Origin of the sequence: Saccharothrix longispora, assembly GCF_030852425.1 — a bacterium.
GTDB lineage: Bacteria > Actinomycetota > Actinomycetes > Mycobacteriales > Pseudonocardiaceae > Actinosynnema > Actinosynnema longispora.
This window is the reverse complement of sequence record NZ_NSDM01000002.1, coordinates 86,212-108,712: the sequence shown is the minus strand read 5'-3', so window position 1 is coordinate 108,712 and position 22,501 is coordinate 86,212. Positions and strand designations below refer to the sequence as shown.

The following is a 22,501-nucleotide window of genomic DNA, read 5'->3' as shown; positions in this document are numbered from 1 at the left end:
CGACTACCTGAAGCGGGTGACCGCGAACCTCCAGGAGACGCGGGAGCGGCTGCGCGCGGTGGAGGCGGAGCCGATCGCGATCGTCGCGATGGGCTGCCGCTACCCGGGCGACGTGCGTTCACCCGACGACCTCTGGGAGTTGGTGTCCGAGGGCCGCGACGCGGTCGGCGGTTTCCCCACCGACCGCGGCTGGGACCTGGACTCGATGTTCGACGCCGACCCCGACAACCCCGGCACGAGCTACGTGGCCGAAGGCGGGTTCGTCCACGACGTCGCCGAGTTCGACGCGCCGTTCTTCGGCATCTCGCCGCGCGAGGCGCTCGCCCTGGACCCGCAGCAGCGCCTCGCGCTGGAGCTGGCGTGGGAGACGATCGAGCGGGCGGGCATCGCGCCGCACTCGCTCGCCAAGCAGCAGGTGGGCGTGTTCATCGGCAGCGGCGGGCAGGACTACTACGACGAGCTGCCCGCGTCCGTGCTCGCCGGCGAGGTGGAGGACTACCTGAGCACCGGCAACGCCGGCTCGGTGATCTCCGGCCGCATCGCCTACGCGCTCGGCCTGGAGGGCCCGGCGGTCACGATCGACTCGGCGTGCTCGTCGTCGCTGGTCGCCCTGCACCTGGCCGTGCAGTCGCTGCGGCAGCGGGACTGCTCCCTGGCCCTGGCCGGCGGCGTGATGGTGATGTCGCGACCCGGCCCGTTCGTGGCGTTCAGCCGCCAGCGGGGGCTCGCCGCCGACGGGCGCTGCAAGCCGTTCTCCGACAGCGCCGACGGCACGGGCTGGGCCGAGGGCGCGGGCACGCTGCTGCTGGAGCGGCTGTCCGACGCGCGCCGCAACGGCCACCCCGTCCTCGCCGTCGTGCGGGGTTCGGCGGTGAACTCCGACGGCGCCTCCAACGGCCTCACCGCGCCCAACGGCCCCTCGCAGCAGCGGGTGATCCGGCAGGCGCTGGCCAACGCCCGGCTCTCCGCGTCCGAGGTCGACGCGGTGGAGGGGCACGGCACCGGCACCACGCTGGGCGACCCCATCGAGGCCCAGGCCCTGCTCGCCACCTACGGGCAGGACCGCCCGGCCGACGAGCCGGTGTGGCTGGGCTCGATCAAGTCGAACATCGGCCACGCCCAGGCGGCGGCCGGCGTCGGCGGCGTGATCAAGGTGGTGCAGGCCCTGCGCAACGGGGTGCTGCCCAGGACGCTGCACGTCACCGAGCCGACCACCGAGGTGGACTGGACGGCGGGCAACGTGCGGCTGCTGCGCGAACCCCGCCCGTGGCCGGCGGGCGACCGCCCGCGCCGGGCCGGGGTGTCGTCGTTCGGCGTGAGCGGCACCAACGCCCACGTGATCATCGAGGAGGCCCCGGACCCGGCGGATGCCGCGGCCGCCGACTCCGCCACCGGCGCAACCGCCGACCCCGCCGCCGACCGGGCCGCGTCGGCCTGGCCCGAGGGCGTCCCGCTGCCGTGGCCGATCACCGCGCACGGCGCCGCGGCCCTGCCCGCCCAGGCGGACGCCCTGCTGGCCGCCCTGGGCGGCGTCGCGCCGGCGGACCTCGGCTTCTCCCTGGCGACGTCCCGGTCGCCGCTCACGCACCGCGCCGTGGTGCTGGCCGACGACGCGGCCGGCGGTCGAGCAGGGGTCGCCGCGCTCGCCGCCGGCGGCACCACCCCGGCGGTCGTCACCGGGACGCCGGTCGACGGGCTCACCGCGTTCCTGTTCTCCGGCCAGGGCACCCAGCGCCCGGGCATGGGCGTCGAACTGGCCGCCGCGTTCCCGGTGTTCGCCGAGGCGCTGGACGAGGTCGTCGCCGAACTCGACCGCCACCTCGACCGCCCCCTGAAGGGCGTCGTGTCCGGTGAGCCGGGGCTGATCGACCAGACCGGATACACCCAGCCCGCGCTGTTCGCGATCGAGGTGGCGCTGTTCCGCCTGCTGTCCTCGTGGGGCCTGCGGCCCGACTTCCTGCTCGGCCACTCGGTCGGCGAGATCGCGGCGGCGCACGTCGCCGGCGTGCTGTCGCTGGCCGACGCCTGCACCCTGGTCACCGCCCGCGCGAAGCTCATGCAGGCGCTGCCCCCCGGCGGGGCGATGGTCGCGCTGCGGGTCACCGAGGAGGAGGTCGCGCCGCTGCTCACCGGCCGGGTGGGCATCGCGGCGATCAACGGGCCCGACTCGGTGGTCCTCTCCGGCGCCGAGGACGACGTCGCCGCCGTGGTCGCCCGGTTCGGCGACCGCCAGTCCTCGAAGCTGAAGGTGTCGCAGGCGTTCCACTCGCCGCTGGTGGAACCCGTGCTGGCCGAGTTCGCCGCCGTCGCCCGCACGCTGACCTACGCCCCGCCCTCGATCCCGCTGGTGTCCGACGTGTCCGGCGCGCTCGCCGGGCCCGAGGTCGCCACCCCGGAGTACTGGGTCTCGCACGTCCGCGCCGCCGTCCGGTTCCACGACGGGATCGGCGCGCTGACCGCCCAGGGCGTCTCCCGGTTCGTCGAGGTCGGCCCGGACGGCGCCCTGTCCGCGCTGGTCCGCGCGACCTCCGACGCGGTGGTCGTCCCGGTCCTGCGCAAGGACCGCCCCGAGCCGCGCGCGGCGCTCACGGCGCTCGCCGAGCTGTTCGTCAGCGGGCTCGTCCCGGACTGGGCCGCGGTGTTCGCCGGTCGCGGCGCGCGGCGCGTCGACCTGCCCCCGTACGCCTTCCAGCGCAAGCGCTACTGGCTCGCCGCCCGCGCCAACCGCGACGAGGTGACCGCCGCCGGGCTCACCGCGACCGGGCACCCGCTGCTCGGCGCCGCCGTCGCGCTCGCCGGCACCGACGGCGTGGTCCTCACCGGCAGGCTGTCGGTGGAGACCCACCCGTGGCTGGCCGAGCACCGGCTCGGCGACGCCATCGCCGTGCCCGGCACGGCGTTCCTGGAACTCGTGGTCCGCGCCGGCGACCAGGTCGGCAGCGGCCGGGTGGAGGAGCTGACCCTCGGCAGCCCGCTCGTCCTGCCGGACCGCGGCGCGGTCCGGTTGCAGGTGACCGCGGGCGCCGCGGACGCGGACGGCACCCGCGCCGTGACCGTCCACTCGCGACCGGAGGACGCCGGGCCCGACGAGCCGTGGACGTCGCACGCGAGCGGGACCGTCGCGCCCCAGTCGCAGCGCGGCGGCGTGGACCTGGCCGAGTGGCCGCCCGCCGGCGCCGAACCGGTGCCGATCGACGGCCTCTACGACGACTTCGCCGACCAGGGCCTCGCCTACGGCCCGCTGTTCCGCTCCCTGCGCGCGGTGTGGAGCCGGGGCCGCGAGGTGTTCGCCGAGGTCGCGCTCCCCGAGGACGGCGACGCCGGGCGCTTCGGCCTGCACCCGGCGGCGCTCGACGCCTGCACGCACGCGTTGCGCGTCGCCGGCGGCGGCGACGGCGGCGTGGGCCGCGTCCCGTTCTGCTGGACCGGGGTCGAACTGCACGCCACCGGCGCGTCGGCGCTCCGCGTGCGGTTCACGCCCACCACCGACGACGGTTTCGAGGCCGCGCTGGCCGACACCACCGGCGCGCCGGTCGCGACGGTGGCCGAGGTCGTGTTCCGCGCCTTCACCGCACCGGCCGCCGCCGACCGGGCCGCGCCGCTGTACCGCGTGGACTGGCGGCGGGCCGCCGACCCCGGCCCCGCCGTCGACGTCGACGGCGTCGAGGTCCTCGACTGCACGGGCGAGGCCGGCACGGCGTCGGAGACCCGCACCCTGACCCACCGCGTCCTCGCCGCCGCGCAGGACCGGCTGGCGACGGCGCACCCGGAGCACGCGCGGCTGGTCGTGGTGACCCGCGGCGCGGTCGCGGTCGACGACGCCGGCGTCACCGACCTGGCCGCCTCCGCCGCGTGGGGCCTGCTGCGCTCGGCGCAGGAGGAGAACCCGGACACCTTCGTGCTGCTGGACGTCGACGGCGGGACCGCCGTCGAGGCCGTGCTGCCCCGGGTGCTCGCGACCGGGGAACCGCAGGTCGCCGTCCGGGACGGCGCGCTGCTGGTGCCGCGCCTCGTCCGGGCGGCGCCGGGCGCCGAGCCGGTGCGCTTCCCGGCGCACGGCACCACCCTGCTCACCGGCGCCTCCGGCGCGCTCGGCGGCGAACTCGCGTGGCACCTGGTCACCGGGCACGGCGTCCGCCGGCTGGTGCTGGTCGGCCGTCGGGTCACCCCGGGCCTGGACCGGCTGGCCACCGACCTGCGCGAGGTGGGCGTGGACGTCACGCTCGCGCCGTGCGACGTCGCCGACCGGGCCGCGCTGGCCGGGGTGCTGGCGGCGATCCCGGCCGAGCACCCGCTGACCGCGGTCGTGCACGCCGCCGGCGTGCTCGACGACGGCGTGCTCACCGCGCTCACCCCCGGGCGCGTCGACGCCGTGCTGCGCCCCAAGGTCGAGGGCGCGCTGAACCTGCACGACCTCACCCGCGACACCCCGCTCTCCGCGTTCGTGCTGTTCTCCTCGGTCTCGGGCGTGCTCGGCGCGCCCGGCCAGGCGAGCTACGCCGCGGCGAACGCGTTCCTCGACGCCCTCGCCGCCCACCGCGCGGCGCAGGGCCTGCCGGCCCTGTCGCTCGGCTGGGGCCTGTGGGGCGAGGCCGGCGGCATGGGCGGCTCGCTGTCGGCCGAGGACGTCTCCCGGCTGGCCGCCGGCGGGATCGTGCCGCTGGGCACGGCGGAGGCGCTGGCGCTGTTCGACCGGGCGCTCGCCGCCCGGCACCCGGCCGTCGTGCCCGCCAGGCTGGACCTGCCGAGGCTGCGCGGGCTCGACCGCGTGCCGAAGGCCCTGGAGGAGCTCACCGGCCGGCCGGCCCGGCGCGTGGCGTCGACCGCGACCGCCACCCCGGCCGACTCGTTCGCCGCACGCCTGTCGGCGCTGCCCGCGGACGACCGGGCGGACGCCGTGCTGGACCTGGTGCGCGGGCACGCCGCGACCGTGCTCGGCTACAGCGGAGCGCACGAGATCGAGCCCTCGGCGCAGTTCCAGTCGCTCGGGTTCGACTCGCTCACCGCGATCGAGCTGCGCAACGGCCTCGGCGCGGCCACCGGCCTGCGCCTGCCCGCGACCCTGATCTTCGACCACCCCACGCCGTCGGTGCTGGCCGCGCACCTGCTGGCCGAGCTGACGGGCACCGGCGACGAGGCCGTCGCGGTCGCCGCGACCGGGTCGGACGAGCCCATCGCGATCGTCGGGATGGCCTGCCGGCTGCCCGGCGGGGTCACCTCGCCGGAGCAGCTGTGGGACCTGGTCGCCGAGGGGCGTGACGCCATCGGCGAGTTCCCGGCCGACCGCGGCTGGGACCTCGACGGCCTGCTCGACCCGACCGGCCGCCGCCCCGGCACCACCTACGTCGCCCGCGGCGGGTTCCTCTACGACGCGGGCGACTTCGACCCGGCGTTCTTCGGCATCCCGCCGAAGGAGGCGCCGGTGATCGACCCGCAGCAGCGGCTGCTGCTGGAGGCGTCCTGGGAGGCCCTGGAGCGCGCCGGGATCGACCCCGTGTCGCTCAAGGGCAGCCAGACCGGCGTCTACGCCGGCGTCCAGTACCACGACTACGCGGGCGCGAGCAGCGCCGGCTCCATCGTCACCGGCCGCGTCTCCTACACCCTGGGCCTGGCCGGCCCGGCGGTCAGCGTCGACACGGCCTGCTCGTCGTCGCTGGTCGCCATGCACATGGCGGCGCAGGCGCTGCGCGGCGGCGACTGCACGCTCGCGCTCGCCGGCGGCGTCACCGTGATGGCGACGCCGGAGACGTTCGTCGAGTTCAGCCGCCAGGGCGGGCTGGCCGCCGACGGCCGCTGCAAGGTGTTCTCCGACGACGCCGACGGCACCACCTGGTCCGAGGGCGTCGGCGTGCTGGTGCTGGAGCGGTTGTCCGACGCGCGCCGCAACGGGCACCCGGTGCTCGCGGTGTTCACCGGCAGCGCGGTCAACCAGGACGGCACGTCCAACGGCCTCACCGCGCCCAACGGCCCCGCGCAGCAGCGGGTGATCCGGGCCGCGCTGGCCGACGCGGGCCTGCGGCCGTCCGACGTGGACGTCGTCGAGGCCCACGGCACCGGCACCAAACTGGGCGACCCCATCGAGGTCCAGGCGCTGATCGCCACCTACGGCAAGGAGGCCACCGCCGAGCACCCCCTGTGGATCGGCTCGGTGAAGTCGAACGTCGGCCACACCCAGGCCGCCGCCGGCGTGACCGGCGTGATCAAGGTCGTGATGGCGATGCGGCACGGCGAACTGCCCGCGACGCTGCACGTCGGCAGGCCCTCGACCGAGATCGACTGGTCCGCGGGCGCCGTCCGGGTGCTCACCGAACCGGTGAAGTGGTCGCCGAACGGGCACACCCGCCGGGCCGGCGTCTCCTCGTTCGGCGTCAGCGGCACCAACGCCCACGTGCTGCTGGAGGAGGGGGACCGACCCGAGGTCCCCACCGGCGGCGCCCCCGACGGCCCCGAGCACGACGGCCCGGTCGCCTGGCCGGTGTCCGGCCGGGGCGCCGCGGCGCTGCGGGCGAAGGCCGAGCAGCTCATGGCGCACGTGGACGAGGAACCGGACGGCAGCCTCGCCGACATCGGCTTCTCGCTGGCCACCACGCGCAGCGCGTTCGACCGCCGCGCGGTGCTGATCGGCAGCCGGTCCCCGCACTTCGTCCGGGGGCTGGCCGCCCTCGTGGACGGGGAGGAGGCGCCCGGGGTCGTCAGCGGTGTCGCCGTCGCGGGCGGGCGCACCGCGTTCCTGTTCACCGGCCAGGGCTCGCAGCGCGCCGGGATGGGCGCGCGGCTGGCACGGCGGTACCCGGTGTTCGCCGAGGCCTACGACGAGGTGTGCGCCGAGCTGGACCGCCACCTCGACCGGCCGATCCGGGAGGTGGTGGACGCGGGGGACGCCCTCGACGAGACCCGCTACACGCAGCCCGCGCTGTTCGCGCTGGAGGTCGCGCTGTTCCGACTGGTCCGCTCGTGGGGCGTCAAGCCGGACGTGCTGGCCGGCCACTCGATCGGCGAGGTCGCCGCGGCCCACTGCGCCGGCGTGCTCTCGTCGGCCGACGCGGCGCGGCTGGTGGTCGCCCGGGGCGCGCTGATGCAAGCACTGCCCGGAGGCGGCGCGATGGCCGCGATCGACGCCACGCCGGAGGCCGTGCGCGAGGCCGCGGGGGACACCGTGGACCTGGCGGCGGTGAACGGCCCGAGTTCCGTCGTCATCTCGGGCGAGGCGGACGCCGTGACCGCCGTGGCGGCGCTGTTCGAGCGCACCAGGCGGCTGCGCGTGTCGCACGCCTTCCACTCCCGGCTGATGGAGCCGATGCTCGCGGAGTTCCGGGCGGTCGCGGAGGACCTGACCTACCACGCACCGCGCATCCCGGTGATCTCGACGGTCACCGGCGCGCCCGCCGACGAGCTGACCTCCCCGGAGTACTGGGTGGGGCAGGTCCGCGAGGGCGTCCGGTTCTTCGACGCCGTCACCCGCGCCGCGGCCGACGGCGTCACCCGGTTCCTGGAACTGGGGCCCGACACCACGCTCACCGCGATGACCGCCGCCTGCTTCGACGAGCGGCCCGACGGGCTCGTCCTCGCCTCGGTGCTGCACAAGGAGCAGGACGAGGCGGTCGCCGCGCTGACCGGCCTCGCCCGGCTGTTCGTGAGCGGCGTCGACGTCGACTGGACCGCGGTGTACGGGCCGACCGGCGCCCGGTCGGTCGCGCTGCCGACCTACCCGTTCCAGCGGCAGAGGTTCTGGTTGGAGAGCACGGCGTCCGCCCCCGGCGGGGACGACCACCCGCTGCTCGGCCCGGCCCTGGAACTGGCCGACGCGCGGGGCGTGCTGTTCACCGGGCGGCTGTCCGTCGGGTCGCTGCCGTGGCTGGTCGACCACGTCGTCGGCGGCGCGGTGCTGTTCCCCGGCACCGGGGTCGTCGAGATGGCGGTCCGCGCCGGCGACGAGGTGGGTTGCCCGCGCCTGGACGAGCTGACGCTGGAGTACCCGCTGGTGCTGCCCGAGCGCGGCGGCGTGCGGGTGCAGTGCGCGGTGGGCGCACCCGACGGCGGCGGCGACCGGGCGTTCAGCCTGCACTCGCGGCCGGAGGGGGCGCCGGAGGGCGCCCCGTGGACCCGGCACGCCACCGGCCGGCTCGCCAGGACCCGCCGGACCGCCCGGTTCGACCTCGGCACCTGGCCGCCCCCCGGCGCCGAGCAGGTTGCCCTCGACGGCACCTACGAGGAGCTGGCCGCCGACGGGCTGGTGTACGGACCCGCGTTCCGCGGGCTCGTCGCCGCCTGGAAGCGCGACGGCGAGGCCTTCGCCGAGGTCCGGCTGCCCGCCTCGGTGACCGACGCGGACCGCTACGGCCTCCACCCGGCCGTGCTCGACGCCGCGCTGCACACCATCGGAGTCTCGGGCGCGGCCGGGGCCGAACCCGCGCTGCCGTTCGCCTGGGAGGGGGTGTCGCTGCACGCCGTCGGCGCGACGACCCTGCGCGTGCACGTCCGGCCGGTGGGCACCGGCGCGGTCGCGCTCGACGTCGCCGACGGCACGGGCGCGCCGGTCGCGTCGGTGGAGTCGCTGCTGCTGCGCCCGATGTCCGCGACGCCGCGACCGGCCGCGACGACCGGCGGCGACCTCCTGTTCCGGGTCGGCTGGGAGCACGCCGAGTTCGACGCCGTGGCGGAGGTCACCGACTGGACCGTGGTGGGCGCGGACCCGTTCGGCCTGGCCGAGGCGCTCGGCGCCACGACCGCCGCCGACCTCGCCGCCGCCTCCGGCACCGGGCTGCTGGTGCTGCCCGCCGGCGGCGCGGACGACGTGCACGCCGAGCTGCACCGCGTGCTCGACCTGCTGCGGACCTGGCTCACCGACGACCGGTTCGCGAGCGGCTCCCTGATCGTGGCGACGCGGGGCGCGGTGGCCGCCGAGGCGGGGGAGGACCCCGACCCGACCGGCGCCGCGGTGGCGGGCCTGGTGCGCTCGGCACAGGCCGAGCACCCCGGCCGGATCACCCTGGTCGACCTCGGCGCGGGCACCCCCTCCGGTCGGACGCTGGCCGCGGTCTCGGCCTCCGACGAGCCGCAGGTGGCCCTGCGCTCGGGCACCGTGGTGGTGCCGCGGCTGGTCCGCGCGGCCGACGCGGCGGCGGCCCCCGTGTGGGACGCCGACGGCACGGTGCTCGTCACCGGCGCCACCGGCGCGCTGGGCGGCGCCGTCGCCCGGCACCTGGTGACCGAGCACGGCGTGCGGCACCTGCTGCTCGCCGGCAGGCGCGGCGCCGAAGCGCCCGGCGCGGCGGCGCTGCGCGACGAGCTGACCGGGCTCGGCGCCGACGTCACCCTGGTCGCCTGCGACGTGGCCGACCGCGACGCGGTGGCGGCGCTGCTGGCCCGGGTGCCGGCCGACGCCCCGCTGCGCGCGGTGGTGCACGCCGCCGGCGTCCTCGACGACGGCGTGCTGACGTCGCTGACACCGGACCGCGTCGACGGCGTGCTCCGGCCGAAGGTCGACGCGGCGCTGGTGCTGCACGAGCTGACCCGCGGGCTGGACCTCACGGCGTTCGTGCTGTTCTCGTCGGCCGCCGGGGTGCTCGGCGCGCCGGGGCAGGGCAGCTACGCGGCGGCCAACGCGTTCCTTGACGCGCTGGCGGCCCGCCGCCGGGCCGAGGGCCTGGTCGGCACCTCGCTCGCCTGGGGCCTGTGGGCCGACGAGGGCGGCGGCATGGGCGCGCGGGTGGACGGCGCGGACGCGCACCGCATCGGCGGGACCGGCATCACCGCGCTGCCCACGCGGGACGGTCTGCGGCTGCTGGACTCGGCGGCGGGCTCGGCCGAGGCGTCGCTGGTGCCGATCTCCCTCGACCTCCGGGTGCTGACCGCGCTGGAGGACGACGACCTCCCCGCGGTCCTGCGGGGCCTGGCGGGCACCCGCGGCCGGCGTGCGGCCGAGGACACCGCGGCCGACACCGGGTCGCTGACGGCCAGGCTGGCCGGGCTCCCGGCGCACAAGCGCGTCCCGACGGTGCTGGCACTGGTGCTCACGCACGCCGCCGCCCTGCTCGGCCACGCCGGACCGGAGGCGGTGGAACCTGACCGCTCCTTCAACGAGGTCGGCTTCGACTCGTTGTCCGCGACCGGGTTCCGCAACAAGCTCAGCCTCGTCACCGGGCTGAAGCTGCCGGTGAGCCTCATCTACGACCACCCGACGCCGCGCGTCCTCGCCGAGCACCTCGTCGGCGAGCTGGCCCCGGCGCCGGAGGCCGAGGACACCGGGACGGGGACGGCGTCGGCCACCACCGAGCAGGGCATCCGCGACCTCCTGGCCGGGATTCCCCTGGCGGAGCTGCGTTCCGCGGGGCTCCTGGACGGCCTGCTGACCCTGGCGGGCCTGCCCCCGGCGGAGGAGGACGAGCCGGCGGCTCCCGTCGTCGAGGCGGCCTCGATCGACGAGCTCGACGCCGACGCGCTCATCAGCATGGCGATCGGCGGCGGGGAGGACGACTGACCGCGGGGGCGCACGCCGACGAGCACCGGCGTGCGCCACCCCTAAGTGGCCCGACCCGGCCACTATTGGCCCGCCCCCGCGCGCTGTGGCCAACTGGTACCGACAGTTTCCGGGCTCCTTGCCGGGTTCCGACGAAGAGTTCGTTATGGATCTTGACTCGAACGAGGTGAGGTAACCGATGGTCACCGGCTACGCGATCGAAGCGCGGGGGCTGCGCAAGTCGTACGGCGACGTCCACGTCCTGGAGGGGGTCGACCTGAGCGTGGAGCGCGGCACGGTGTTCGCGCTCCTCGGGCCCAACGGCGCCGGCAAGACCACGACGGTGCGAATCCTGAGCACCCTGTTGAACGCCGACGCCGGCACCGCCACCGTCAACGGCCACGACGTGGCGGGGAGCACGCGGGTGGTGCGCGAGCAGATCGGCCTGACCGGTCAGAACACGGCGGTCGACGAGCTGCTCACCGGCCGCGAGAACCTGCGCATGATGGCCCGGCTGTTCCACCTCCCGGCCGCCGCGGTGACGGCGCGCACCACCGAGCTGCTCGCGCAGTTCGACCTGGTGGAGGCGGCCGACCGGCAGGTGAAGACGTACTCCGGCGGCATGCGCCGCCGGCTCGACCTGGCGATCAGCCTGATCACCTCGCCGTCCGTGCTGTTCCTCGACGAGCCCACCACCGGGCTCGACCCGCGCAGCCGCGCGGCGATGTGGGACGCGATCCGCGAGCTGCTCGACGGCGGCACCACGATCCTGCTCACCACGCAGTACCTGGAGGAGGCCGACCAGCTCGCCGACCGGATCGCGGTGATCGACCACGGCCGCGTGGTGGCCGAGGGCACGGCGACGGAGCTCAAGCGCAAGGTCGGCGCCTCCCGGCTCACCCTCGCCTTCGCCACCGCCGGCGACGCGGTCCGGGCGCACGGCGTCGTCGGGGGCGTGCTCGCCGACGACGCCGTCAGCGTCGCCATCGACGAGCCGGCGCAGGTCCGGCGCGTGCTCAACCAGGTCTCCGGGGCGGGCCTGGAGCCGACGGCGCTCGACCTGGCCGAACCGACCCTGGACGACGTTTTCCACACCCTCACCGGAACCGCAGGAGCGAAGTGATGACGCAGACCTTGTCGAGGGAAACCGTGGACAGGCCGGCTCCGGGCTCTCCCGCCCGTTCCGCGTTGTCGCTCCTGCTGTCCGACTGGCGGGTGCTGATCGGGCGCAACGTCAAGCACATCACCCGGAACCCGGAGATGCTGTTCCAGGCGGTGTCGCTGCCGATCGTGCTGCTGCTGCTGTTCCGCTTCATGTTCGGCGGCGCGATCACCGTGCCCGGCATGGCCTACATCGACTACCTGGTGCCGGGCCTGGTCGTCATCAGCATCGGCTTCAACACCACGACCACCGTGGTCGGCGTCGCCGCCGACCTCACCAACGGTCTCGTGGAACGGCTGCGGTCCATGCCCATGTCGGGCTCGGCGGTGCTCGTCGGGCACGTCGCCTCCGGCATGCTGCGCAGCGCGCTGTCGCTGGTCGTGATGGTCGGCGTCGGCCTCCTGGTCGGGTTCCGCCCCGCCGGCGGGGTGCTCGGCTGGCTGGCCGCGCTCGGCCTGCTGACCCTGTTCGCGACCGGCGTGTTCTGGCTCGCCACGCTGCTCGGCACCATCGCCAGGACCATCGAGGGAGCCAGTGGCCTCGGCATGATCCTCGTCTTCGTCCCCTACGCCAGCAGCGCGCTGGTGCCGACCGACTCGATGCCGCTGGTGCTGCGCGTGGTCGTCGACAACCAGCCGGTCACCGTGCTCATCGACGCGGTCCGCGCGTTGCTGAACGGCACCGACCTCGGTGCGACCGGGTGGCTGGCGTTGGCCTGGTGGGTGCCGATCACGGTCCTGTCGGCGGTGTTCACGGTCCGCAAGTTCCACCAGCGCGCCATGGCCTGATCCGCCGTTCCCCCGCCGAGGGCGGTCCGCGTGCGACGCGGGCCGCCCTCGGCGCTCGTGCGCGTGCAGGGGAACCTAGGTCCGCTTAAGGTCGGTCGGGCACTCTGCGTGAAGTAAGCAGACGGTGCGTGAAGCGAGGTGGCGTGATGCCGACCGACATCGCCGGCAGGCCCGCCGGCGTCCTGGACGCCTGGTCCGCCCCGCTGGTGGCCGACCAGGTCGGCGCGGAGGAGTTCCTCGGCGGGGTCGCGGACCTGGTGACCCGCCGCCGGGGGACCGGGCGCGTCCTCGTGCCGGGCGGCGGCCCGGTGGCGGACGCCCTGACGGGGAGGGGGTACGCGGTCACGGCGCCCCCACCCGGTGGACGGCCCTCCGGCCCGCGGGTCGACGTCGTGTTCTCCGGGGCGGACGAGCTGTCGCGGTTCCCGGTGCAGCGCGACCAGACGCGTGCCGTCCGGCGGCTCGCCGCGTTCCTGCGCCCCGGAGGCGCCCTGGTGGTCCAGGGCCGGCACCCCGATCCGGTCGGCTGGGCGACCGACCCGCGCGTGACCCGCCACGACACCACCCGCCAGACGCTGGTCCCGGCCGACGCCCGGTTCCCGGTGCGCTACCTGTGGCCCGCGGAGCTGGACCTCATGGCCGAGCTCGCCGACCTCGCCCTGGACGGCCGCTGGGGTGGCTGGTGCGGCGAGCCCGTGTGCGACGGCGGTCCCGTGGTGTCGGTCTACCGCAGCTGAGCCCGCACGGCGGGCCGGGACGCGGAAAGGCCCGGCCCGCCGCGGGAGCGGGCGGGGCCGGGCCTGGTCGTGGACGCGCCGGGTCAGATCGCGTCCGTCAGCTCCTCGAAGAGGATGCTGTGGTGCAGCTTCCGCAGCGAGTTGCCGGGCTCGATGCCCAACTGCTCGCCGAGGTTCTGCCGCGCCGAGGCGAAGGCCTCCAGCGCCTCCGCGCGGCGGTTCGAGCGCAGCAGGGCGGTCATCAGGTACTCGTGGAACGTCTCCCGGAGCGTGTGCTCCTTCGCCAGCGCGGACAGCTGTCCGACGATCTCGCGGTGCCGCCCGACCAGCAGCTCGGTCTCCATCAGCAGCTCCAGGCACTCCAGCCGCTTCTCCTCCAGCAGAGCGGCATAGGCCTGGACGTCGGGCGAGTCGGTGAAACCGCCGAAGGCCTGGCCGCGCCACAGCGCGGCGGCCTCGCGCAGCACGGTGGCGGCCGGTCCGTAGCCGCGGTCCCGGTATAGCGAACGCCCCCGCTGGTACAGGAACGTGAAGCGGTCGGCGTCGAGCTCGCCGGCCCCGACGTGCAGCGAGTAGCCCCGGGGGCTGGTGACCAGCGGGCTCTCCTCCGGGGCGTCGCCCGTGCCGCGCAGTAACTTGCGCAGCTGCGAGACGTAGACGTACAGGGCGGCACTGGCGCGGGCCGGCGGGTTGTCCCCCCAGAGCTCGTTGATCAGGTGCTCCGTGGTCACCACCTGGTTGTCCTTCGCCAGCAGCACCGCGAGCAGCGTCTCGACCTTGCGCGCACGCGGCGCGCTGACGCCCGGCCGGCCACTGACCCTGATCTGACCCAGTATCTCGTAGTTCATCCGTGTGCCTCCGGGTGTCCGCGTCGTTCGAGGTCTGCGTGCCTCGGCGCCCCCGAGCGCGCTGCCTGCCGTCGTGGTGACCGGTTCGTGTCCGGAAACATAGCAAACCGACCTCCCGGTTTTCAAGACAAAACCGGGAGGTCGGTCTGTTTGCTTCGATTTGGACGCCCGAAGGTCCTACTATAGGGCCAATTTCACCCCATCCGTCATTGTAAACCGGGCGGTTGGTATGTAACGATGGTCGAGCGCGCGGCCCCGCGGACCTGTCCGAGGTCGCCCGGTGCGACCCGGGAGGGGAACGACAGTGACCAAGCAGGCGCGCTCGGAGCAGACCCGGCGGCTGTTGCTGGAGGCCGCGGCCGTGCTGCTGTGGCGGGACGGCTACTCCGACACCAGTCTGATCGACATAGCCCACGCGGCGGGCATCACCAAGGGCGGCCTGTACTTCCACTTCTCGTCCAAGGACCAGATCTGCGACGAGGTGCAGGAGGCCGCGGTGGCCGTGCTGCGCGAGCACGTCGACCGCGGCCCGACCTCCTCGCCGCGCGCGCTCCAGCGGCTGGCCGACCTCGGGCACGCGCTGATGCGCTGGCTCGACACCGATCCCAGGGTGGGGGCCAGCTTCCGGCTGGCCCGGGAGATGGGCGGCAAGGACGCGCGGTTCGTCTCGTTCGCCGTCGCCTGGGCCGCCCAGGTCCGCCAGTGCGTGGCCGACGCCCGCGCCGACGGCGAGCTGGGCGCCGACGTGCCGCTCGACCTGGCCACGCTCCAGGCGGTCGTCACCTGCGTGGGCTTGGAGTCCGTGTTCTCCACCGGCGTGATCAGGCCGGACCTGGGCCTGCAAGGGGCACTGGCCGGGCTCTGGCGCCTCAACGCCCGCGCGCTCGTCGACCGGTTCGGCACGGGCGACTGACCAGGCGGGGTGACCGCCCGCGGCGCGGGTCGGCGGGACGCGGCGCGGGTCAGCCGGACGCGGCGTGCGCGACCACCGAAGGCGGCGTCGCGGTGAACTTGTGCAACCGCCGGGGCGGCACCACCGAGTGCAGGATGGTGTTCCACATGAACGTCACGCGCTCGGACAGGTCCGCGCGCCCGGTCAGCACCTGCGAGCTCAGTTGGATGCCGGTGAACGAGGCGACCACGAACTGGGCGAGGTCGTGCGCGTTGACCTCCTTGCGGAGGTCGCCGGACGCCTTCGCCGCGAGCAGGCAGCCGTGCGCGGTGTCGATCCACCGCTTGTAGGCGTTGCCCGCGGGGGAGACGAACGAACCCTGCTCGATGACGAGCCGGATGCTGGCCCGCACCCGGACGTCGGTCTGGAGCGACCTGGCCAGGTCGTGGGACCAGTCGATCAGCGTCTGCAGGCCGGGGCTCTCGACCGTGGCGATCGGGTCCAGCATGCCGAACTGCTCCTCGACGAGCGCGTCGGCCAGGTCCTCCTTGGCCTTGAAGTGGAAGTACAGCGCGCCCTTCGTGACACCCGCCTCGGACAGGATGTCCGACAGGCTCGCGCCGAGGAAGCCGACCGTGTCGAACCGGGAAGCCGCTGCTTCCAGGATGGCGTTGCGCGTCTGCTCCGCACGCTCTTGGCGAGCCAAGTCGAACCCCTCTCGTCAGCCCCAGCGGAAGACCCGGCGGGAAGCAGCCGGGCCGACGCCGCGACGACGTCAGTGTAACGCCGGTCCGGCCGAGGGACCAAAGGAAAAAACCGGTCGGCAGGTATGGTTTTATCCCCCCGGTTCGGCTACAACTGGACCTGCGCACGGGGATGCGCTCTGAGGGAAGATTCCTTCTGGGGAGGGCCGACATGGTCAGGACTTTGCTTCAGGACTTAGCCCAGCAGAACCACAGATCCGCGGCGGACGAGCCGGACGCGCGACCCCTCAAGTTCCAGCAGACGATACCGCGGAGCCTCGTGCACCGCGCCGCCGTGTCCGAGGTCTTCGTCACGGACATGAACATCCTCGGCCCCGACCGCTTCGAGGTCGGCGCGCAGTGGCCCCGCCGGCACACGTTCTTCGGGCCGCGGACGGAGGCCTCCCACGACCCCATGCTGTACGCCGAGACGTGCCGCCAGGCCGGGCTGCTGATCGCCCATCGGGCGTACGGCATCCCCCTCGGCCACAACTTCCTCCTGGACCACAAGACGTACTCGGTGGACGAAGGCGGACTGGCCACCGTGGGCCGGCCGGTCGACGTCACCATGCGCGTCAGCGCGCACGAGGTGAAGTACCGGAGCAAGGACGTCGCCGGGATGCGCCTGGACTTCGAGTGCTTCCGCGACAGCCACCGCATCGGCACGATGTCGGAGCGGTGGCGCTGCGTCTCCTCGTCCGTCTACCGGCGCGTCCGGGGCGACCACTTCGCGGCGACCCCGTTCCAGGCCAAGGTGCTGCCCACCGTCGACCCGGCCCTGGTCGGCCGCGAGCGACCGGAGGACGTGCTGGTGGCCCGGACGGACGCGCCGGGCACCTGGTCGCTCCAGTTCGACCCGGACCACGCGGTGCTGTTCGACCACGGGGTGGACCACGTGCCGGGCATGGTGCTGTCCGAGGGCGCCCGGCAGGCGGCGCTGCTGACCGTGGACGACCCCTACGCCCTGCCGGTGCACACCGACTTCCGGTTCCTGAAGTACGTGGAGTTCGACCAGGAGTGCCTGCTGCTCGCCGTCGAGGAGCCCTCGGCCGAGGCCGGTACCCGCGTGGTGCGGGTGACGCTGGAGCAGAACGGCGCCACCGCCGCCCTGGGCACGTTGGCCATGCGCTCGTCATGCCAGGCGACCTGAGGGCTGTCGGCACGGCGGACATCGTCGTCACGGGGGCGAACGGCTTCATCGGCGCGGCCGTGGTGCGCGAGCTGGTGACCCGGGGGATGGGGCCCAGGCTCCGCGTGCTCGTGCGACGCCCCGCCCCGGGGTGGATGACCGACGCGGGCGTGGAGGTGTGGCGCGGCGACCTGACCGCGCCCACCGGGCTCATCGGGCTGTGCGCCGGGATCACGACCCTGGTGCACCTCGCATCGCAGGTCGGGGGAGACGAGGCGCGGTGCGTCGCGGTCAACGTCGACGGCACCGGCAACCTCCTCGCCGAGGCCCGGAGGGCGGGCACCGCGAACCTGTCCTACCTCAGCACGTGCGGGGTCTACCGCGACGGCGTCCACCGCGGCGCGCTGGAACCGGTGCGCTCCGCCGAGGGCGAGGTCCCCGAGGTGGACCCGGGCCTGATCGCCGACCCCGCGTCGGCCACCAGCCGCAGCCGGCTGGCGGCCGAACGGCTGGTGCGGGCCGCCGGCGGCGTGGTCCTGCGACCGCACCTGGTCCACGGCGCCGGCGACCGCCACGTCGTGCCCGCGCTGGTGCGCTGGCTCAGCGCGGTGCCGGCGTGGGCGGCGGGCGCCACGGCGCGCACCTCCCTCGTGGCCGTCACCGACCTGGCCGCCGCCATCGCGACGCTCGCGCTCAGACCCGGGGTCGCACGCCCCGGCGACGTGTTCCACGTGGCGGACCCCCACCCGGTGCGGCTCCGCCCCCTCCTCGCCGCCGTGTGCGGCCTGTTCGACCTGCCGCTGCCGGTGGCGAACCTGACCCTCGCCGAGCACCAGGCCCGCACCCGCCTGGCCCTGCCCGCGCTCAGCGACCACCAGTACTCCCTGCTCACCCGGGACCACTGGTACGAGAGCAGCCGGATCTGGGCGCTCACCGGGGAGTCACCGGGCCCCGGCTACGTCCTGCGGCTCGCGGAGGCGGCGGACTGGTACCGGGAATCGCTGGGCATGACACGAGCCGCGGCCTGACCCCATCGGACCCGGACGTGCCCGGCCCCGCCGCCGGCGAGGGGCGGTCGGGGCCGCGGCACGACTCCGACCGCCCCGGTCCGTTCGCCCCGGTCACCAGCCTTGTCCGGCGGTGAGGCGGGGTGCGCGTCCGGATTCGGGCCGACGCCCGCACCCACGAGGGCTCCGACCCGTGAGGGCGGCGTTCCCTCAGGTGGCAGACCGGGAGGGACTCACGCGCCCAGTTCGACCACCGTGCGGACGGCGGACTCCAGCGCGAAGGTCATCGAGCCGCCGTTGGGTTCGAAGCCCGCGTGCTCACCGGCGAAGTGGATGCGGCCCTCGGGGCGCCGGATGACCGGGGCCAGCTTCTCGTGGCCCACCTCGGGCAGGATGTAGGAGCCCTCGATGTAAGGCTGCTTGTCCCAGACCACCGACGTGCCCACCTCGAAGTGCTCGCGTGCGCCCGGCAGGACCTGCTCCACCTGGTCCAGGGCGAAGTCGACGCGTTCTTCGGCGGTCATCGCGCCGATCGCCCGGGCGCGCCAGCCGGTCAGCAGGCACTCCAGGATCTTGCGCGGCCCCTCCGTGCGCGGCGTGGCGTCGCGCAGCCAGCGGACCGGCAGGTCGGTCGAGTAGCTGACCGCGCGGCCCTGCCAGAACTGCCGGCGGACCTGCAGGTACACGCGCACGATCGACGAGTACTTGAGCTTGCGCATGACCTCGACCTTGTCGGAGGGCAACCGCGCCTCGCCCAGGTCGATGTGGCGGATCGCGCTGAACGGCACGGTGATCACGACCTGCTCGGCCGTGATCGAGCGCAGCCTGCCGTGCTCCAGGAAGGTCACCTCGGCCGTGTCGTCGTCCTGGCGCACGCGCACCACCGGCTTGCGGTAGTGGATGCGGCCGCGCAGCCGGTCGGCGAAGGCGTGCGGCAGGCGGTCCGTGCCGCCCTTGATCTTCGACCACCGGGGGTCGGCGTGGGTGAGCGAGTGTGGGCTCGCCTCGTGCCTGAGCCACGCCAGGGCGGAGGCCGACTTCAGGTCGCCGCCGCGCATCTCCAGGAACAACGGCTCCATCAGGTCGATCGCCGCCGGTGAGGCGCCGCGCTCGCGCAGCACGTCGTACACCGAGCGCTCGTCGTAGGGGAGCAGCTTCGGCGTGGGGCGCCACTCCTCGGCCGCCAGGTCCGGGCGCAGCTCGTCGGCCAGCCCCGTGACGTACCGCTTGATCATGCCGGCCACGTCGAGGTCGCGCTCCTCGGTGGTGAGCGCGAGACCGGAGCCCGCGACGGACTCCTGGTCCGGGCCGAAGAACCGCCCGCCCATGAAGTAGGCGAACTGGGAGTCGACCAGGTCCGCCACGTCCATCTCCACGCCCAGCTCGCGCGCGTAGTGGTGGACGTAGTGGCAGTGCGGTGTGATCGTCATGGCGCCCGCCTCGACGTGCATGCCGTCGGCGAACGGGTGCCGCAGGGTGTACGCCCGTCCCCCGGGGCGCTCGGACGCCTCCAGCACGGTCACGTCACACCCGCGGTTCGCCAGCTCGTAGGCGGTGGCCAGCCCGGCGAGCCCAGCCCCGACCACGACGGCGCTCCGCGGGGGGCGCAGGCCCGGCAGTCCGCTCTCCAGCTCACGGCGCACCTGCGCCTGGGTCGGCTCTCGCACGTTCACGCACCTTCTTCCTCGGTAGCGGCGGTTGTGTCGCCGCGCTTTCAGCGACGGCCTGCCGCGCGCAGGTCGGCCATCGACTCACCGGCGACGAACCAGTGCTCCGGTTCGCACTCGGTGACGGTCACCCGGATCGCGTCCGGTGACACGCCGAGCGACCGCGCGGTGGCCTCGGTGAGCGCGCTGCCCAGGGCGGCGATCTCACTCTCCGCCCGCCCCTTCAACAGGGTCACGTGGATCTGCGGCATGGGTCTTACCGTCCCTTCACCTCTGTCCGCGGCGGCAGGTGTACCGGTCCAGCCGCTCCCGCAGCTCCTGGTCGCAACGGGGGCAGGTCAACTGGTCCGGGTGATCGTGGTCGACGTGGTGGCGCAGCAGCCGCAGCGCGGAGGAGGCGCTGTCCACGTGCGTCTCCAACACCGGGATGTGCTGCTCCGCCAGCGTTCGCGCGCCCGACCGGGGGGCGGGTGAGAGCAGCGTCCCGATCTCGTCGTGGCTGAGCTTCCCGCTCTCGACGTAGGTCCGCACGAGCGCGAGCCGCCGCAGGTCTCGCTCGTCGAAATGCCGGCGGCCGTTGCGGCGCCGGGTGGTGATCAGCCCTTCGTCCTCGTAGAAGCGCAGTGCCGGCACGCGCATCCCGAACCACTGGGCGACGCGGCCGATCGGCACGAGGTGCTCCTCAGCCATCCCGCCTCCCGCCGGAGAACTCCTCCAAGTCCGCCTTGAGGCATCTGGCGGTGTGCGACTCCCCGGCCTGGAGCAGTTGCGCCGGCGTCCCCTGGAAGACGACCTCGCCGCCGTGCCGCCCGGCTTCCGGGCCCAGGTCGACGACCCAGTCCGAGCGCCGCACGACGTCGAGGTCGTGCTCGATGACGATGACGGTGTTGCCCGCGTCCACCATGCGGTCCAGCAGCGCCAGCAACCGGTCCACGTCGGACATGTGCAGGCCGGTGGTGGGCTCGTCGAGCACGTAGACGTGGCCGGTCTCGCGCAACCGGCCCGCGAGCTTGAGCCGCTGGCGTTCGCCGCCGGACAGGGTGGACAGCGGCTGGCCGAGCGTGAGGTAGCCCAGGCCGACCTCGGACAGCAGTTCCAGCCGCTCGCGGATGCCGTCGTCGGTGAAGAAGCGCAGGGCGTCGTCGGTGGTCGAGGCGAGCACGTCGGCGATGGTGCGGCCGTCGAGGGTGTGCTCCAGCGCCTCGGGCCGGTAGCGGCTGCCGCCGCACGCCTCGCAGGTGGTGGTGACGGGGTCGAGGTAGGCGAGGTCGGTCTGGATGACGCCGCGGCCCTTGCACTCCGGGCACCCGCCGGTGGAGTTGAAGCTGAACAGCCCGGGGTCCTGGCCGGTGGCGCCGGCGAACAGGGCGCGCACCGGGTCCATGATGTCCAGGTAGGTGGCGGGCACCGAGCGGAGCGAGATGCCGACGGCGGACTGGTTCACCACGACCACGTCGGGGTGCTGCCGGGGGAGCACCCCGGCCACCAGCGTGCTCTTGCCGGAGCCGGCCACGCCGGTGACCGTGGTGAGCACGCCGGTGGGGAAGTCGACCGAGACCTCCTTGAGGTTGTGCAGCTTCGCCTTGCGCACCGGCAGGGTGCCGGTGGGTTCGCGGAAGGACTCCTTGAGACCGGGCACCGAGCGCATCGCCCTGCCGGTGGGCGTGGTGGCCTTGCGCAATTGCGCCACGGTGCCCTCGAAGACGACCTCGCCACCCTCGGTGCCCGCGCCCGGGCCCATCTCCACGACGTGGTCCGCGATCCGCAGCACGTCGCGGTCGTGCTCGACGACCAGCACCGTGTTGCCCTTGTCGCGCAACGCGATGAGCAGCTCGTTGAGCCGGTGCACGTCGCGCGGGTGCAGGCCGACGCTGGGTTCGTCGAAGATGAAGGTGAGGTCGGTGAGGCTGCTGCCGAGGTGGCGCACGGTCTTGAGGCGCTGGCTCTCGCCGCCGGACAGGGTGGGGGTCTCGCGGTCGAGGGTGAGGTAACCCAGCCCGATGCCCGAGATCCGGCGCAGGGCGGCGAGCGCCGAGGCGGTGATCGGCTTGGCCGCGGGGACGTCGAGCCCGGCCAGCACGTCGATCAGCTCGTCGACCTCCATCGCGGTGAGGTCCGCGATGGAGTAGCCGGCGATCTTCGAGGCGAGGGCGGCGCGGTTGAGCCGCCCGCCGCGGCACGCGGGGCACGGGCCCTCGCTGACGACCTCGGCGACGGCGGCGCGGTCGCGCTCGTTGAGCGAGTCGAGGCCCTTCTTGAGGTAGCGGCGGGTGAACCGCAGCACCACACCCTCGTACTCGTTCTTGTAGACGCCGTGGCGGCCCGCGCGGTCCACCTTGAACCCGCTGCCGTGCAGCAGCTTCTCCCGGTCGGCCGCGCTGAACCGCTTGATCGGCTTGTCCGGGTCGAACAGGCCGGACTCGGCGTAGAGCTGCCACTGGAAGGTGCCCTTGGCGAACGTGGGGAACCGGATCGCGCCTTCGGCGAGGCTCTTGTCCTCGTCGATGAGCTTGTCCAGGTCGAGCCGGACCGTGCGGCCCAGCCCTTCGCACTCGGGGCACATGCCCTGCGGGTCGTTGAACGAGAACTTCGTGGACGGTCCGGCGGTGGGCTTGCCGTGTCGGGAGAACAGCACCCGCAGCACCGGGTGGATGTCGGTCATGGTGCCCACCGTGGACCGCGAGTTGCCGCCCACCGGCTTCTGGTCGACCACGATCGCGGTCGACAGGTTCTCCACGACCTCCGCGTCCGGCCGCTCGTAGCGGGGCAGCCGGTTGCGGATGAACGAGGGGAACGACTCGTTGAGCTGGCGCTGCGACTCGACCGCGATGGTGTCGAACACGACCGACGACTTGCCGGAGCCGGACACGCCGGCGAAGACGGTGAGCTGTCCCTTGGGGATGCGCAGGGAGACGTTCTTGAGGTTGTTCCCCCGGGCGTTGCCCACCACGATGTGCCCACCGGAGCGGACTCCTCCACGAGTGCTCATCTCCACCCTCCAGCCCTCTCGGATGGTTTCCCTGAGGAAATCATATAGTGGTCGTCCCCGCCTCGCCACACGGCTGACCA

13 protein-coding genes are annotated in these 22,501 nt (G+C 74.3%); 7 read left to right on the top strand and 6 right to left on the bottom strand.

Annotated elements, in window-relative coordinates; genetic code table 11:
• Nucleotides 1–16: 16 nt before the first annotated feature.
• The 4 genes from CKY47_RS06040 to CKY47_RS06025 all read left to right on the top strand — a co-directional run bounded on the left by CKY47_RS06040 (nt 17) and on the right by CKY47_RS06025 (nt 13,146).
• Nucleotides 17–10,480 (top strand): SDR family NAD(P)-dependent oxidoreductase, encoded by a 10,464-nt coding sequence (locus tag CKY47_RS06040; protein WP_442638263.1) that lies wholly within the window; start codon nt 17–19, stop codon nt 10,478–10,480.
• Nucleotides 10,481–10,658: 178 nt separating this feature from the next.
• Nucleotides 10,659–11,582 (top strand): ATP-binding cassette domain-containing protein, encoded by a 924-nt coding sequence (locus CKY47_RS06035; protein ID WP_306744644.1) that lies wholly within the window; start codon nt 10,659–10,661, stop codon nt 11,580–11,582.
• 65 nt (nt 11,583–11,647) lie between these two features.
• Complete coding sequence (locus tag CKY47_RS06030; protein ID WP_306744643.1) at nt 11,648–12,409, top strand: ABC transporter permease; 762 nt, start codon at nt 11,648–11,650, stop codon at nt 12,407–12,409.
• Nucleotides 12,410–12,555: 146 nt separating this feature from the next.
• The gene (locus CKY47_RS06025) at nt 12,556–13,146 is read left to right on the top strand and encodes a hypothetical protein (protein ID WP_306744642.1); all 591 of its coding nucleotides are present in this window, start codon (nt 12,556–12,558) and stop codon (nt 13,144–13,146) included.
• Nucleotides 13,147–13,229: 83 nt separating this feature from the next.
• On the opposite strand, the gene CKY47_RS06020 is transcribed toward CKY47_RS06025, so the two are convergent.
• Nucleotides 13,230–13,994, bottom strand: coding sequence for an AfsR/SARP family transcriptional regulator (locus tag CKY47_RS06020; protein WP_306744641.1), 765 nt, complete (start codon nt 13,992–13,994; stop codon nt 13,230–13,232).
• Nucleotides 13,995–14,298: 304 nt separating this feature from the next.
• Here CKY47_RS06020 and CKY47_RS06015 point away from each other — a divergent pair, with 304 nt between their 5' ends.
• Nucleotides 14,299–14,907: a ScbR family autoregulator-binding transcription factor gene (locus CKY47_RS06015; RefSeq protein ID WP_306744640.1), complete on the top strand. Its 609-nt coding sequence runs from the start codon at nt 14,299–14,301 to the stop codon at nt 14,905–14,907.
• Nucleotides 14,908–14,956: 49 nt separating this feature from the next.
• Here the strand turns inward: CKY47_RS06015 and CKY47_RS06010 are convergent, their stop codons facing one another.
• Nucleotides 14,957–15,592, bottom strand: coding sequence for a ScbR family autoregulator-binding transcription factor (locus CKY47_RS06010; RefSeq protein ID WP_306744639.1), 636 nt, complete (start codon nt 15,590–15,592; stop codon nt 14,957–14,959).
• 209 nt (nt 15,593–15,801) lie between these two features.
• On the opposite strand from CKY47_RS06010, the gene CKY47_RS06005 reads away from it, so the two are divergent.
• Nucleotides 15,802–16,779 (top strand): ScbA/BarX family gamma-butyrolactone biosynthesis protein, encoded by a 978-nt coding sequence (locus CKY47_RS06005; protein ID WP_306744638.1) that lies wholly within the window; start codon nt 15,802–15,804, stop codon nt 16,777–16,779.
• On the top strand, nt 16,764–17,786 hold the full coding sequence (locus CKY47_RS06000; RefSeq protein WP_306744637.1) for an NAD-dependent epimerase/dehydratase family protein: 1,023 nt from the start codon (nt 16,764–16,766) through the stop codon (nt 17,784–17,786). Before CKY47_RS06005 ends, CKY47_RS06000 begins: the two co-directional genes overlap by 16 nt.
• Before the next feature lie 212 nt (nt 17,787–17,998).
• Here the strand turns inward: CKY47_RS06000 and CKY47_RS05995 are convergent, their stop codons facing one another.
• From CKY47_RS05995 to CKY47_RS05980, 4 genes are read right to left on the bottom strand one after another with little or no spacing between them, the layout of a single operon-like run.
• Complete coding sequence (locus tag CKY47_RS05995; protein ID WP_306744636.1) at nt 17,999–19,432, bottom strand: flavin monoamine oxidase family protein; 1,434 nt, start codon at nt 19,430–19,432, stop codon at nt 17,999–18,001.
• Nucleotides 19,433–19,479: 47 nt separating this feature from the next.
• The gene (locus tag CKY47_RS05990; RefSeq protein WP_306744635.1) at nt 19,480–19,683 is read right to left on the bottom strand and encodes a tautomerase family protein; all 204 of its coding nucleotides are present in this window, start codon (nt 19,681–19,683) and stop codon (nt 19,480–19,482) included.
• Nucleotides 19,684–19,699: 16 nt separating this feature from the next.
• Nucleotides 19,700–20,122 carry a MerR family transcriptional regulator gene (locus CKY47_RS05985; RefSeq protein ID WP_306744634.1) on the bottom strand — a complete coding sequence of 141 codons (423 nt, stop codon included), beginning with the start codon at nt 20,120–20,122 and terminating at the stop codon, nt 19,700–19,702.
• Entirely contained in the window at nt 20,115–22,421 is a 2,307-nt protein-coding gene (locus tag CKY47_RS05980; protein ID WP_306744633.1) for an ATP-binding cassette domain-containing protein, read from the bottom strand. Before CKY47_RS05980 ends, CKY47_RS05985 begins: the two co-directional genes overlap by 8 nt.
• Between the last annotated feature and the right edge of the window lie 80 nt (nt 22,422–22,501).